The sequence below is a fragment of the Candidatus Ozemobacteraceae bacterium genome (assembly GCA_035373905.1).
In the GTDB taxonomy this organism is placed as follows: Bacteria; Muiribacteriota; Ozemobacteria; order Ozemobacterales; family Ozemobacteraceae; genus MWAR01.
Genome location: DAOSOK010000066.1, coordinates 1 through 14,504, shown reverse-complemented (window position 1 = coordinate 14,504; position 14,504 = coordinate 1). Strand labels below are relative to the sequence as shown.

Below are 14,504 nucleotides of genomic sequence, written 5' to 3'. Positions count from 1 at the left end.
TGTCTCCAGAAACGGTACCGCAAGTGCGTCATGCGGCTTGAGAATCAAAGTGAGATAGTGTTCATACGATTCCGGTTGTTCGCCGCAATAGACGGCAAATTCATGTTTCGGCGCGGACAGGGTGGGGGGGAACAACAGAAACAAAGGTGTTTTCAACCTTCGAGTCATCTTCTTGACATTGAAATGATGGGCGGCAATCCCACCGAGCAAGATGCCGTTTTTCAAGTTATTGAAGTTGATGGGAACCGAATCACCGCCGCCGGAAGGTTGCGCAAGACTTACCAGATGTACGCCACAGTACAGACTTCCGTTCAACGTGATGGGGTTTCCGTTCAAGGCAACGATGGTTACCATTTCACGTTGTGTAAGATCCTGTTGCATCTTCCACAAAGGGAGCCCGCCTTCTTTGTCCGCTCCGATTTGCGCACCTCGCGCCATATTTCCGAGAGTCACCGGGCCATCGACCAGAATAATTCCGCCGCGAATCCTGGTGAGGGACACGTCGGGCAATTCAAGGGGACCTTTGACGAGAAAGACCCCGTCGAGCTGGAAGCGCGGCGGGGTTTCAAATAGTCCTGCATATGCAAGAAACGCCTGTTGATTCGGAAATACCCGGCAAATACGCGATGAAATGGTTGAATCTTCGATATTGCCGCTCAACGCATTGTCGAGAAATTGCGGGCCGAACATGTCGAAGGGTTCGCGCATCTTTGTCCCATCGGCTGGTGAAAAATCCGTGTGACGCAGTAATTTGGGTTTTCCCTGTTCCATGTTGATCGGCATGTCAAAATTCCCACCAGATTCAGGCTGGCTTCCCGACACGACGACAGACATGTAATCCGCGTAGGCAAGGTCGCTCTGATGGGGTTCCCATTTCCAGCTTTCCCCCATCATTTCTGCCGGCGGCGGCCTGTAGCCTGACGACCGAACGGCTTCGGCGACATAGGGGAACGCGTATGGGCCCAGTGGGGATTCCCATACGCCGATTCTGAAAAAACGTGCGAAAACATTTCCAAAAATCTGCCGAGTCGGGATGAACCCCGTCATCTCACCCTGTGTTTCCGGATTAATTCCGTATAATTTGAAAGGCGATGCCATGGCGAGGCTTGTCTGATTCGCCTGCAGCGCCTTATAGGCCGGGTCTTCCTTCAGAAAGGAAGACAGCGAATACTCTGCATTCCTGAAGTGGCAATCCGTACCGGGAAGATTTTCCTCAGAAAACCCGACGATGGCAACGCGGGTTATGTAGTTCAGGGACGGGTGGCGAAGATTCAGCGAACGGAAGGTCACAGCCTCACCGTTTTCCCGAGTGTCGAAAGGAAATGCGCTGAAGTCGATATGTTCATGGTTGGCTGAAAAGCCCATGGGGGGAACATGCCAGAGATCGCACATGGAGCCGTCTTCCTGGCCGGTATCATCGTTAAAACCGCGATAATGCCGCTCACCGGCAAGATTGAGATATATTTTGGAAGTATTGTTTCCGAAATAGACTCGTCCGTTCTTGTCCGGATTTCCTTCGGCGCCGAAGGTCGGCACGAGAATGAGCGGTTGTCCGCCTTGTCCCGCTTCAGATACGGCTGGCCCACTCTCCGCGGGATGATCGCTGTTCTTCGTATACAGGACGTTGATGCCGTCGCGAGTACCGAAGGGTTCTGGCTGTTCCAGATTCAGGTGCGAGGCGAAAAGGAGAAAATCCTTGAGGACCGGGAGAAGGTAGCGCAAGCGTTTCCATTCGGTCGTAAGCCGTGTCATGTACACCCGGTCACGAAACCGTATCTTCGCTTCGAGGGCATGACAACCGCGTATTTCCCTTTGTTGGGCAGTTATTTCAAAGCATGCCGGGTCCGCAAGGACTGTTGTCTCGTGAAATACCAGTTTCGGTTGTCCGACATACTCTATTCCATATCTGTTTCGATAATCCTCGAGCAGCTGCGAAGGTCTGTACAGATCGGTTCCGACGGCCACGCTGTTCGCTGAAAAGATCGCATCCGATCGAAACAGCTCATACGCCGGGGTTTTCGGAGTATTGACATTCCGCTTGAGTTGCTGAACGACATCGCCGAGATAGGATTCAAGAAACAGGCGACCGATCTGCCCCTGGTCGACAAGAGTCAGGATGCGCACGTGAGACGACTTCCATCGTGCAACGAATACGAAAAATATCAAAAGAACACTGATGAAACCGAGAAGAACGACGCTGACGACACCCCGGTTCCTGGCATGCGCAAAGGATGCAAGTAACGAGTGCGGTGTTTCGGGCGACACCGGTTTCATACGAGAGATCAATGATTTGAAGAAGCTGCTCGTACTCGCGTCGTCACATCCTTGATCGGAACACTCAAACTGATGTTAGCCGGAAACTCATACGGCCCATACATTTTATGGCTGGACGGCCATTTGACTTTTATCCCGATGCCATCAAGCTTGTCCGCCAGTTTTTTCCATTCGCCGAGAGCAGCATTCGCCTCTGACAGTGTCTTGCGAATATACGATGCAGCGTCCGTATCGCCCTGAAAAAGCTGATTGAGCATAAGGCCTGTGCCGATTTCCTGCCGGCAGAGATTCAGATAATGCTGATAATCGGCTGCCGGGGGGTGAATGCCAGCCAACCAATCCTGAAACTGATTCTCGCTTTCAAGGCATTTCCCCTCGATCAGGAAGCGTCTCAGAGATTGCAGGGGAATGGTCTGAGGAGTATTTAGTGCTTCAGCACGCACGTCAAGATAGGCTTTCAGGATCGCGTGCCGGTCGATAGCCTTCTTGTACGTATATCCAAGCGTCACAGCTGCGACTGCGGCATACCCCAACAGCCCGGGCCAACGCCAGCTGAGATAGCGCAAACGAGGTCCGATTTTGCCGGCAAATTCGCTCGATGACTTGCAGGAACGAAGAGCCGTCAGGGTCGCATCATCGAGAACATCCGCCTCACGGAGTTCGGATTCGAGATCTTTCGGCAATTTCGACGGGTCGTCGGCATAGGCGATGAGACGCCCGACGAGCCGGCTCAATTTTCGCCCCTCAAAGATGGCGCGCCAGACGTGATCGAATTCTTTCACCGATTTTTGTGCCATCTCTTCATTCGCCGGACTGAGCATCTTCAACATCGAGTACAGGCTGGCTAATGTTTTCACGCCGGAGAGGAACATATCCGCCGACAAGCCGGCACGTAACACGGACGAGGTCCAATCCTGGTTTTCCAGCAAAGGCAAATAGTGAAACGGAGCCTGTTGCATGCGCAGATAGACCAGGCCGAAAAAGGGGTCTTGACTGACAATGGCGTTGACTTTCGCGCCGCCGTATTGCCTGAGTCGCCAGATCAGCGCAAAGTCAGGATTGAAGAAACATAACTCTTTTGCCTGTTTTGCTGTGGCGAGAAAGCGCTTGTTTGACGTGACCGGATTGCTTCTCGATGGTTTGTTCACCGCATCGACCATCTTCTTGTAATTCGGATCGGTTTCGATATTCTGTTTTAGATTCTCTTTGTCGGGTTTCCAGCTCATGTAATCCGCTTTCTGCTTCCACATTTGCTTGAGTTGAATGAGGGAATAGGATGGAAACTGCGACGTGTCACGGCGCGGGCTTTGGTAGTATGCCATCAGTATTCCCTGATGACGGGCGGCGGTATAGACATCGATCAACCGCTTCTTGACTTCCCCTGCTGAAGCCGGCTGAGAGTTGAGGATCGGCGGATAGAGTTTGTCCGCCTTCACCCAGGCCAACGAACGTTCCTCGGGCTTGAGCGAGTCCTTTCCTTCAAAAAATTTCCGATAAACGTCATCTTTATTATAGAGAAACAAATGTGAACTTTTATATGCCTTCACCCACGCCTGGCGGCGATCTCCGATATAATCGAGCGTAGGGCGGACGATCAGCGCTTCAGCCAACATCACGAAGCCCGCGATCATGGAGATAGGGTTTGACGGGACGAGCATGAAAACGAGCGCAACGTAGGAAAAATACAAATCGACGGTGGTTTTCACATTTTCGTAAGAAAACAGACGAGCCCCGCCGCGAGTATCTTCACTTGTTAACAGGGTCGTAACCGAAGTGAAGATTCCGATCAGGTAAAAGGCAACTCCGATCGACATGGCCGTATTCGCGATGTTCTCAGCGGCAGTCTGGGCCGACTGACCCTGACCGACCTTTTTCAGCCACCGTACCCATCCTTTGGTTGTATCCCAACTGTCAGGTGTGCCGGAAAAGTTGTCGAGCACCTGGATCACCTGATTCACAGGAGCTTTGCCAGTTTTCCATAGCTGGTCGAATCGTTTCGATGAAGCCGCCAATGCATTCCAACAGTTTTGAATGAACGTCCGCGCATGCGGTTTTCCGGATTCCGCCACGAAGAATGACGTGATATGGACGACAAAATCATCGAGAAGACTACCGAGAGCTCCGACAGCCCTCGAAGCACCGGGGAGATCGCTTGTTCCGCGCATATTTCCCCATTGACTGCGGAAATCCTGGATGGCCCCCAAAAAAGAAAATGTCTCGGCCGCTTCCTGGGTGAACAGATCATAGGTATGCAGCAGGATGAACATGGCCTCGGCAAGAGCCTGATCCTCGAGTTCCTGTTGGGTTCTTCCGAATTGTTTGATGATCAGCTCGAGCTGTTCGTGCGGCAGAAGCAGTTCGGACTCCGGAGTTTGAACGCCGATCCGTACATTCTGCTCTCGTATCGTTTGAATTCCTAACGGGCTCAGATCGATTGCTTGGATCATCGCCGGCTCGAGGATGAGAAGAAAGACGAGAACCATGGAAACGGCTTTCCTCGGAGATATATAATGCATGGCCACTCCTTCGGGAAGAAATGATGGCGGATGACACGGCACGCATATATACTGTCATATATACTATGCCATTCGGAATTTCCACGAGATTTCTGACAGACTCGTTGATATTCTACCATGAATGACGTTTGCGAGAGAAAGACATCTGCAAAACCGCAGCAGTTCGCACTCAGCAAACGGAGCCTTTCCTGATGAACGTTGCCGTTCGGAGGCGCCGGCCCCGACAAAGATTCAGACCATGGCCACCCGGGAACCAGCTTCGGTGCTCATCGTGAGAGTTCCTGGCTGATACCGGTCTGAGTTGCGCTCCTCATGCGACAGCGAGTATAGTTTATGTCTTCACGAATCGCGAACACGGTTCCATGGTCGCCGACGTTTTCGGACCGGCGAAGCGGCGTTGAGTAAAGCAGGGCGGTCTGAGCCATTCTACAGGTCTGCATGCCAATATGACTTTCGAAAAATCGATTTTACACAACTCTCATGTGCTGAACGAACTTCATGCTCCGTTTCGAAGCATTCGCCTGATGGCAATCGAGAAGCTGCTTCAGCAAGGTTTTCCTTCAGAATGGGAGGCAACGCTCAAGAAATGCCTTGCCGAGGATCCTGATGAAGAATGTCGCATGTTGCTTCGACATGCCCTCGATCTTCACGCTGGGGGACAACCGATCCAGTCACCCGTCTCTGCCGAATCCATCGCAAATGAACAGCCGTCCGATTTGATACGCCGCCTGTCAACCATGGCTGAGGAGGAAAAATCCGGCTGGCTGGACAACGCAAGAAAGATGCTCTCCTCACATCCGCCGCCCCTCCTTTGCTCAACGATCCTCCGTGTGTTCCAGAATTTTTGGACCGAATCGGATTTCGATGATCTGCGGCAGTTTCTGAAAAATTCATCCTGCCTCGTTCGGTCCCTCGCTCTCAGAATTCTCATCCGCATTGATGACAAGCGGCTTGCCCCCGACCTCATCATGTTTCTTGATTCGCAGGACGTCGGGCTCCGCCTTCTGGCCGTAACAGGGCTCGTTGCAACCAACCCGGACGAAGCCTGCCACCACCTCCATCAGATGCTCCTCTCACGCGGTATGCATACACGCAGTCTGGCACTTCAGACTTCCATGCTGATGCCGTTCGAATTGGTGAGAGATCTGATCTTCGATTTTCTGGCTCAGGAAGTTCGCCCTGACCTCATCGAACAGGCAGGGCTCATCTTGGTGATGAATCCGACTCTCCAAACCCCCATTGCTCTGACTAACCTTATCGTTCGTGCTGACCCGAATAAAGGTCAAATCCTTCTTCGTTTCCGGCAGGAAGTGATTGAGCATCTATCTGGTTCGGGCCAGTTGGAAGGGCAAACAAATTTGTATCTGGAAAAGCTGAAAGCCTGGGAAGATCGATGTCGCACCTCTTTTGCCATGGAGCGCGGAGCGATCGCATCGACCGACACACCATCCGACGGTGTTTTGAACCACCCTCAGCGATCGGGATTCGACGAGCGAAAAGACACCGGTGAACGTTCAGAAGTCAGTCCATCTTCGGATGCGCAATTTCAAAAACCATCAGAACGATCCTGTTCGAAACCACCAATGACTGAAGAGGCTCTTCCCGCGGACATGGATGTTTCGGAGAACGATGCCACCGATGCGATGGTATTGCACACGGTAGGAGATCGCCGCTCTGAAAGCCGCTCCTTGATCCAGGCAATTCGCATCATCGGAAGACGTGGCTTGAGACAGGCCATCCCGCAAATTCGAAACTGCCTCGACAGACCGGATGACCAGGTCGTTGCCGCAGCCGTGTCATGTCTCGGGAGCATTGATGAAGAATGGCTCCTTGAGCGTCTCGGGAAATTCTGGGGAAGCAAATCGATGGAAGTAAAGCAAGCGTGCATGAAGGCGCTGAAAAGTGCCGAACCGTTCGCCGCCCATTCCTTCGTTTCTTCGCTATTACTCGATACTCGACAGCATGTTGCCATGGGTATTCTCTGCTGTCTCCCCTGGCTCGATTTCACAAAGGTTCGAGGGTGTCTCACAGAAGCATGTCTGAAACACAACTCTTCAGAGTTCTGGGACGGCGCCTTGGCGCTTTTTTTGTCGAACCCGGATGTCCAAAATCTTCCCTTGTTATCCCAGCTTCAACATTCAGGCTATCCTGAATTACAGAACAAAGCTTCGAATGCCATCCAAGAGACGCTCACGATATGCCGTGAATTCGGGCTCGCATCAGAAAAAGATCTTCAAATCATGTTACATCCACCGGCATCAAGAGCAAGTTGTTCAGTCCAGCGAAGGATGTCGCAGCAGCACGAGGAACAAGCCCGAACGAATCATCCTTCCAGGGTTTCGAACACACTGGTGGGAACAATCGCGCTTTTCGTATGTATTCTTGCCAGTATATTATATGTTTTCTTCCGTCCTTCCGCCGATCCGGTTTCTCCGACTCCATCATTGAGTTCCGCCTCTCAAGACATCGAAGGGAACATTGTCGAAGTCGATGATCCGGGGATGTTCATGGTCATTGAAACGGACAACAAAGAACGATGGCGTATTTCGCTACCGGCTCCCTGGAGGAAACAGCCGATCATGTTTCGCCGTTTTACGGGACGTATTCGGCCGCTGAATACCTCGGAAAACAACGATCGTGAAGGTATTGCGGAAAACGGCTCCCTAGCCCCCCCTCTGCTTTGACGTTCCGCGTGTCATCATCCGGAGCGAACGCAAATTGATTCGTATGTAATGATTCTGAGGGCCTGGTCATGCAGGTTTCCGTTTGAGGCGAGCATTTCTCCGCCGTTGAGGGGGGCGGGACCGCCGGAAAAGTTCGTGATCGTTCCGCCGGCTTCGCGGACGAGGAGAAACCCGGCGGCGACGTCCCACGGCTTGAGGGTGGTTTCCCAGAAGAAATCAAACAGGCCGGCCGCGGTGTAGCACAGATCCATCGATGCCGAACCGAGGCGGCGCAGGCCCTGGGTGCGCGGCATGACGGATTTGACGCGGGCGACGATCGCGTCGAGAGCGCCCGAGGGGTCGTAGGGGAAGCCCGTCACGGCAAGTGCCCTGCCGAGTTCGGTCTGGGTCGAGACATGGATCCGCTTGCCGTTCCGCCAGGCGCCGCCGCCTTTCCAGCCGTAGAAGAGGTCGTCGGTGACGGGCTGATAGACGGCCCCGGCGACCGGTTCTCCGTGCTCGCAGTATCCGATCGATACGGCGAAGTGGGGAAGTCGGTGCGCGAAATTCGTCGTTCCGTCGAGCGGGTCAGCGATCCAGACCCGTTCGGCATCGTGCGGCGCGCCACCGCCTTCCTCGCCCATGAACGGTTCGTCTGGAAACATCCGCGACAGTTCTTCGCGAATGAGGCGTTCGGAAGCATAGTCGGACTCGGTGACGAGGTCCGTCGCGCCCTTGAATTCGATGGTGCTCGTGCCGAGAAAATTCGTTCGCAGGAGAGCCCCCGCACGAAGCGCGACGCGCCCTGCCATAAGGGCGCGATACCGGTTGTCGTATTGTATATTCATATCTATTCCTGAGCTGCGGAAGGATGTGTGCGCGACCGGCGCAACGAGCACCATTTCAATACGCGCCATTCGGTAATTCGTCAACCGTTTCCTGAAACTTCTCATCGCGGCGCCAGCATGATAAGCTTCATCCATCACCGACGGTGAAAGGAGACAGGGATGAGCGAGACGACGACGGGGAAAACGATCGCGATTCTGAGTGTTTCTGCCGGCGCGGGCCACATGCGCGCGGCGGAGGCCGTCAAGACGGCCGCCGAAACGTTTTTTCCGGGCGTGAAGGCGGTTCATGTCGATCTGATGACGCTCGTCAACGACATCTTCCGGAAGATGTACGCCGAGTCGTATCTGACGATCGTCGAAAAGCATCCCTCGCTCTGGGGGTATATCTATCGCAAGGCCGACCAGCAGGACCACGACTCGGCGATGAACAAGGTCCGGCGGGCGCTTCAGCGGCTCAACACCCAGAATTTCATGACGAAGCTGCGCGAGATACATCCCGACATCGTCGTCTGCACGCATTTTCTGCCGGCCGAACTGCTGTCACGAGAGATCAAGAACGGCGGGTGGGACAGGCCGACGTACGTCCAGGTCACGGATTTCGACATTCACACCATGTGGCTGCACGAACACATGACGGGGTATTTCGCCGCCACGGACGAAGTGGCGTTCAAGCTCGCCGACCGGGGTATTCCGGCGGCCACGACGCGGGCAACCGGGATTCCGATCATGCCGATCTTCTCCGAAACGCGCGACCGGGCTGTCTGCGCCGCCGAGATCGGCGCCGATCCGAAGAAACTGACGTTTCTCATGATGTCGGGCGGATTCGGAGTGGGGGGAATCGACTCGCTCGCCGAGCGGCTCCTCAAGATTCCCGGCGAGTTCCAGGTCATCGCCCTTGCAGGGAAGAACGAACAACTTCTCGGCTCTCTCAACAAGCTTGCGGCGGAACACCCCGGCCGCCTGTTCCCGATGGGCTTCACCCGCACGATCGAGCGGGTCATGGCCTGCGCCGACGTTGCGATCACAAAGCCCGGCGGCCTGACGACCTCGGAGTGCCTTGCGGTCGGCCTGCCGATGATCGTCGTGGCGCCGATTCCCGGCCAGGAAGAGCGGAACGCCGACTTCCTGCTCGAAAACGGCGCCGCCATGAAGGCGTGCGACCCCGCCGCCCTCGAATACCGGGTGCGCTCGATCCTCAAAGACCCGGGCCGCATCTCGTCGATGCGCGACAACGCGAAGAAACTCGCGAAGCCGCACGCCGCCCGCAACCTTCTCTCCGCCATCCTTGGTTGAATACAAGATGGTATATGTTCATCGCAAAGGTCGTGTAGGGGCGGTTCGCGAACCGCCCCTACGGCACACAATATATTCATACCGTGAAATATAATATAGAGTTTTCTGAACGGTTGAAGCCGCTCATCGGCGTTCTGTTCGTGTCGGTCACGGCGGTGTTTTTCGGGATGGCGGAGATTCAGATCGAGGGGGCGAACGGCTGGGCGTCGGGGCTGCCGACCTGGCGGATCGAGAGTCACTGGCTGCTCGACATCTTCTGGGGCGGCCGGCCGATGACGGGCTATCACGCCTGGATCTTCTCGTTCATGGCGCTCGTGTTCCACTGGCCGGTGTTCGCTGCCGGGGCCTGGTCGCCGAAACTCGAGGCGCGCATTCTGGGCAGTCTGATGATCTTCTGGATCATCGAGGATTTTTCCTGGTTCCTGTTCAACCCGGGGTGGGGGTGGGCGAAGTTCGCGCCGGCCTTCATCCCGTGGCACAAAAAGTGGCTGGTCGGACTTCCGCTCGATTACGTGACGTTCACCGTCGTCGGCGCTCTGCTGATCGGCTGGTCGTGGAGAACGCAGCCGCAGGCATCTGGCACAGGCCGGTGAAAGGTGGTATAGTGCGGTTTCTCACACCCCCCTGGAGCAGCATGATGGGCACCCGTTCCACCGCCGTCGCGTCGATCCTCGTCCTGGCCTTCCTGCACGGCCCGGGCGCGATTCCCGTTGCAGCGCAGACGGCACAGACCCCCGCGGCGTCCGAAGAACTCGTCGTCGACGGCAACGAAGCGGCGTTCATCGGCACGGAACCTGCTGCGCTCCTGCCGTCTTCGGATATCCCGGATGACGTCGTCAGACCTTCAGCCGAAGACCTTTCGAATCTCATTCCCGTGACTCCCGGAAACGGGCCATCCATCAACCTGCCCGATGACGATACCGACGTCGGCGATCTGATCCTTCCACCCGCCACCGGAACTCCCGTTCCGACCCAGGCTTCATCGACACGGCCGCCCTGGCCGTTCGACAAGGCGGAAGGGCTGGAACCTCTGCTGATCAGCGATGCCGAGATCGTTTCCACCCCATCCGAAGGCGAACGGAAGGAGTCCATGGCCGAACTCACGGGCCGACTCGCGATCGAGGAGCATCACGTCGCACGCCGCAAGATCCTCCGGCGCTGGGTTCTCAAAACCCCTTCAGGGGAACGGATTCCGCTCACGCTCAACTTTCAGCTGCTCTCGGCCGTCAAAAAGCCGGGCATTCCCGATGAAACCGTGAAGATCACCGGCAAATGGACCACATCGGCATCCGAACCCCGTCTCAGGTATCTGACGGCCGACCGGATCGAAACGGTTGCGCCGACGGGTTCCGGAACGCCCGACATCGCTTCAGGCACTCCGGACATCGCCTCAAATACTTTCGGTATCGCGTCGAGGTCTTCCGACATTGCTTCAGGCTCTGCCGGTGTCGGCTCCACGACGAACATCGTCGCGCCGTCGCAGGATCCGTCTTCCGAAATCATCTCTGGAAGTGGATCGGTGGATATCGCTGTTCCCGCTTCCCTGGCAATGAGGTTCTCGCCCGATGTCGCATCGTTCCCTGCCATCTCTTCGGAGACATTGAAAGCCGCGCCGCTTCCTGTCGCGACGGACGCGGTCACGGTCGGACGGTGAGCGCATCTTCCCTGGCACCCGGTTCCCGATAAGCCGCGCATGATTTTTCCCTTTTCGGCGAGAATTTCAGAGGCGGACCGGCACCGATACGAGATCGATGCCGTTTCCGGGGCGTTCTACGGCATCTTCATCGGAATGATGACGCCGTTCATCCCGATCCTGATGAAGCGTCTCTCGGCGACGCCGCTCGAGATGGGGCTGGCGATGTCGGCGCCGTATTTTTCGCTCGTTTTCGGCTTCCCGCTTCTGCGGTATTTCACGGGCTGGCGGGCGCTCGACATCATCACCGTCCCGACGGCGTTCACCAGGCTCGCCATCGCGGGTGTCGGCTTCACCGACAATACGACGGCGATTCTGCTGCTCTACGTGCTGTGCCAGTTCGTCGAAGGGCTCGGCATGGGCGCCTACACGAGGGTACTGAAGGAGCTGTATTCCGACGGCTCGCGCAGTCTCGCGATGGGGTACGTCAGGTTTTTCATCGCGATGACGACGATCGTCGGCTCGGCCGTTGGCGGCTGGATGCTCGATTCCGGGCACAAAACGGCGATGTTCGTCATCGCGGGCGTCTGCGGCATGCTGTCGTCGATCAATTTCAACCGCGTGCTGCCGCGCGACGCTTCGCCGACGTTCGCGACGGGCGGGTTCAGCGTCGGGTCCGTTCGAGCGACCCTGAAAGCCTCGGAAGGCTTTTTCTGGCTCAACGTGACGATCATGCTGTACGGCTTCGGCAACCTGCTGATGCTCGGCGTGCTGCCGACGAAGCTCGTCACCGGCTGGCACGTGTCGAACGCGACGGTCGGGTATCTGAACGGCCTGACGAACGTCGTCCAGATGTTCGCCTACGTCGTCATCGGCCGGTTCATCGCGAAGCACGGCTCGCAGCGCGGCCTGTTTCTCGGGATGTTCGGCGGTCTGCTGAACCCGTGGCTGTTCTTTCTGGCGCCCACGGCCGCCTATCTCATTGTGCCGTATTCGTTCACCGGAATCCTCAACGTCGGCTTCGACCTGAGCTGGATGCAGCTGATCATCGCGTTCGCCCCTGTTTCAGAGCTCGCCGTATATGGGTCAGTATATACGTTTCTGATGGGCGTTCGCGGAATCGCCGCGATGCTGTTCTCGAATCTGGCGCTGTCGGCGCTCGGCGTCGACACCTTCCTGGCCCTCGCCGGCCTCTTTATGCTCGCCGGCGTCTCGATCGCCCTCTGGAAGCGCGATTCCTGGAAAGCCTGATTTTCAGAATGACCAAGCCAACGTCGTAACCCCTGAATAGCGGCGAATTAGCAACCGTCATCTATCCGTAGGGGCGGTTCGCGAACCGCCCCTGCATCGCAATGGCGAGTTCTGTGGTGAGATTTCAGGATTTCATCTGCGCCATCAGTGCCATCTGCGGATCGTGTCTTGTTTTGACAGAGTCGTCTTCTGAGAGTATATTCGGGCTAAGGACAGAAAAAACATCAGTCCAGAAAAAATGAGAGTTTGAACGGGAGAGATCAATATGACGAAGCACGAGCAGTATGCCGTTTCCGTTTCCAAAGAAACCCTCAGGGCGCTCGAGACCCTTGCCACGCACGAGGGCAAGACGATGGACGGCCTCATGCGCGATCTCATCACCTCGTATCTCAAGCTCCAGGCGGCCAAGGCGGGGAAGGCGCCCGTCGACGAGGTTCACGAACACATTCTCGAGATCATCGAGTCCGGCACCGTGGTCGGAAAATAGCGGGAGATGCGGCCATGAAGCAGCTTCACGTCGACATTTCCCTTCCCGAAGCCACCTACCGCGCCCTCGAAGCCCAGGCGACCAAAGAGGGCCGCACCACGGACGACCTCATCCGCAACCTCGTCGTCTCCTACATCAAGGTCCAGGCCGCCAAGGCCGGCAAAACCGCCGGCGACGTATTCCACGAACTCGCCCTCTCATACATCAAGGCCTCGAGCGCAACCGAACACCTCCACCACGCCAAAAGATAACGGCATAGATATATCTGCATCAGATCATCCTTCCGAAGGGGCGGGTTTGAAACCCGCCCCTTCGGCGCACCTGCTATTCCTCGTTCCCATTGTCTTTCATACATGAATTCAGCCAACCGTCCATGCCGGCCCTCTGATTGCGCCCCATCCTCCCGCCATCTGCGGATGCGATATTCATTGTTTGTCGGTAACAGACGAACGGCAATCCGGCAGGGAATCGTCGATTACCACGATGCCCCGCCATTGTCGTTTGCGTGACAAACTCGGGTTCCGTCGCTCGAGCGTCGACACATCGACCCCGAACGCCTCCGCAAGATCGCCAGGCCGGAACGACCGTTTCCCCGCGTCGAAGAAGGAACGGCCGGCAACATATTCCAGGCTTCCCGAAGCAATCCGGTATCGCCGCTCTTCGACGGTCCTGACTGTCGCAAGCTGTCTCGATTCTCCCCGCCATGCCTGCCGCTCGATGCGCGACCAGACGGGTGGCGTGTTTTCGCACACCTGCTGTTCGTCATGCACCTTTTGGATGACGATCCGATCACCCTGTTTCGAAACGGTCAGTCTCGTCGTCTCGAACTCGCCGTCATCCGACCTGACAAGCGCCTCGAACTGGTGCCGAAACACGTCGACCCATTCCGACCCCGAGGCCAGAAGCACCAAATGTCCTTCCTCGATGAATCTCCCGGTCCCTTCCGCGCACGTCTCCCACCGCACCCACACCAATCGCCCGGGAATCACCCATTTCGCTGCAACCGTCTCCGGCGCAACCCCGCGACGTTCCGTGATGTCCGAGGCATCACCGACCGCCATTTTTCCCCACGATAGTGCAGTCGGGGCCAGAGGAAACGCGTGCGCCGGGGAGGCGATCAACAACTCATTGTCGACATTCCACGGCGGCAAGCCATCGAGAGCCTTGCTTCGAAAGGCAATCGGAATGCGTTCGCCCCCTCGCGCCATGGGTGAAATTGCTACAAACATCGAAGCGAGGACGAAGAAAAAGAATCTTTTCCTGAGGGACATGATTCGCAATCCTACATGGAAATCCATTGAATGCAATACGTTACTGCTCGTCTCATTTCTCAGGCGACAATTATCACGAGTGATATATATTACATCGGGGCCGACATGATGCATCCGTTCGCCCTGAGCCTGTCGAATGGCGAGAACACTCGTGTTTCGACAGGCTCTAGATAAACGGTATCAAGCATGCAAGTGATTGCCGTAATACTTTTTGGGCTCTTCGCTATTCGGCGTGGGTAGGGTAGAATCAACGATCCATCGTCTCTGA

11 protein-coding genes are annotated in these 14,504 nt (G+C 56.1%); 7 read left to right on the top strand and 4 right to left on the bottom strand.

Features of this window, described 5'->3' with window-relative positions:
* The coding region (locus PLU72_19760; protein ID HOT30420.1) for a hypothetical protein at positions 1-2,124 on the bottom strand (2,124 nt) is incomplete at its 3' end.
* Between the two features lie 158 nt (positions 2,125-2,282).
* Positions 2,283-4,757: a hypothetical protein gene (locus PLU72_19755; protein HOT30419.1), complete on the bottom strand. Its 2,475-nt coding sequence runs from the start codon at positions 4,755-4,757 to the stop codon at positions 2,283-2,285.
* A 479-nt stretch (positions 4,758-5,236) separates the two neighbouring features.
* Between PLU72_19755 and PLU72_19750 the strand changes: the two genes are divergently transcribed.
* Positions 5,237-7,474 (top strand): hypothetical protein, encoded by a 2,238-nt coding sequence (locus PLU72_19750; protein ID HOT30418.1) that lies wholly within the window; start codon positions 5,237-5,239, stop codon positions 7,472-7,474.
* A 14-nt stretch (positions 7,475-7,488) separates the two neighbouring features.
* Here PLU72_19750 and PLU72_19745 read toward each other — a convergent pair whose 3' ends face one another.
* Positions 7,489-8,370, bottom strand: a complete 882-nt coding sequence (locus PLU72_19745; protein HOT30417.1) for an inositol monophosphatase family protein — start codon at positions 8,368-8,370, stop codon at positions 7,489-7,491.
* 90 nt (positions 8,371-8,460) lie between these two features.
* Here PLU72_19745 and PLU72_19740 point away from each other — a divergent pair, with 90 nt between their 5' ends.
* The 6 genes from PLU72_19740 to PLU72_19715 all read left to right on the top strand — a co-directional run bounded on the left by PLU72_19740 (position 8,461) and on the right by PLU72_19715 (position 13,216).
* Entirely contained in the window at positions 8,461-9,594 is a 1,134-nt protein-coding gene (locus tag PLU72_19740; protein ID HOT30416.1) for a glycosyltransferase, read from the top strand.
* A 167-nt stretch (positions 9,595-9,761) separates the two neighbouring features.
* Positions 9,762-10,187, top strand: a complete 426-nt coding sequence (locus PLU72_19735; protein HOT30415.1) for a hypothetical protein — start codon at positions 9,762-9,764, stop codon at positions 10,185-10,187.
* A gap of 41 nt (positions 10,188-10,228) precedes the next feature.
* The gene (locus PLU72_19730; protein ID HOT30414.1) at positions 10,229-11,248 is read left to right on the top strand and encodes a hypothetical protein; all 1,020 of its coding nucleotides are present in this window, start codon (positions 10,229-10,231) and stop codon (positions 11,246-11,248) included.
* A gap of 39 nt (positions 11,249-11,287) precedes the next feature.
* On the top strand, positions 11,288-12,478 hold the full coding sequence (locus tag PLU72_19725) for an MFS transporter (GenBank protein ID HOT30413.1): 1,191 nt from the start codon (positions 11,288-11,290) through the stop codon (positions 12,476-12,478).
* Positions 12,479-12,743: 265 nt separating this feature from the next.
* The gene (locus PLU72_19720; protein ID HOT30412.1) at positions 12,744-12,965 is read left to right on the top strand and encodes a hypothetical protein; all 222 of its coding nucleotides are present in this window, start codon (positions 12,744-12,746) and stop codon (positions 12,963-12,965) included.
* Positions 12,966-12,979: 14 nt separating this feature from the next.
* Entirely contained in the window at positions 12,980-13,216 is a 237-nt protein-coding gene (locus tag PLU72_19715; protein HOT30411.1) for a hypothetical protein, read from the top strand.
* 174 nt (positions 13,217-13,390) lie between these two features.
* Here PLU72_19715 and PLU72_19710 read toward each other — a convergent pair whose 3' ends face one another.
* Positions 13,391-13,873, bottom strand: coding sequence for a hypothetical protein (locus tag PLU72_19710; GenBank protein HOT30410.1), 483 nt, complete (start codon positions 13,871-13,873; stop codon positions 13,391-13,393).
* Between the last annotated feature and the right edge of the window lie 631 nt (positions 13,874-14,504).

Excerpts from the sequence above, each read along its gene's own strand:
- PLU72_19755 (HOT30419.1), bottom strand. The coding sequence starts at position 4,757 with ATGGTTCTCGTCTTTCTTCTCATCCTCGAGCCGGCGATGATCCAAGCA.
- PLU72_19750 (HOT30418.1), top strand. The coding sequence starts at position 5,237 with ATGACTTTCGAAAAATCGATTTTACACAACTCTCATGTGCTGAACGAA.
- PLU72_19745 (HOT30417.1), bottom strand. The coding sequence starts at position 8,370 with ATGGCGCGTATTGAAATGGTGCTCGTTGCGCCGGTCGCGCACACATCC.
- PLU72_19740 (HOT30416.1), top strand. The coding sequence starts at position 8,461 with ATGAGCGAGACGACGACGGGGAAAACGATCGCGATTCTGAGTGTTTCT.
- PLU72_19735 (HOT30415.1), top strand. The coding sequence starts at position 9,762 with ATGGCGGAGATTCAGATCGAGGGGGCGAACGGCTGGGCGTCGGGGCTG.
- PLU72_19730 (HOT30414.1), top strand. The coding sequence starts at position 10,229 with ATGATGGGCACCCGTTCCACCGCCGTCGCGTCGATCCTCGTCCTGGCC.
- PLU72_19725 (HOT30413.1), top strand. The coding sequence starts at position 11,288 with ATGATTTTTCCCTTTTCGGCGAGAATTTCAGAGGCGGACCGGCACCGA.
- PLU72_19720 (HOT30412.1), top strand. The coding sequence starts at position 12,744 with ATGACGAAGCACGAGCAGTATGCCGTTTCCGTTTCCAAAGAAACCCTC.
- PLU72_19715 (HOT30411.1), top strand. The coding sequence starts at position 12,980 with ATGAAGCAGCTTCACGTCGACATTTCCCTTCCCGAAGCCACCTACCGC.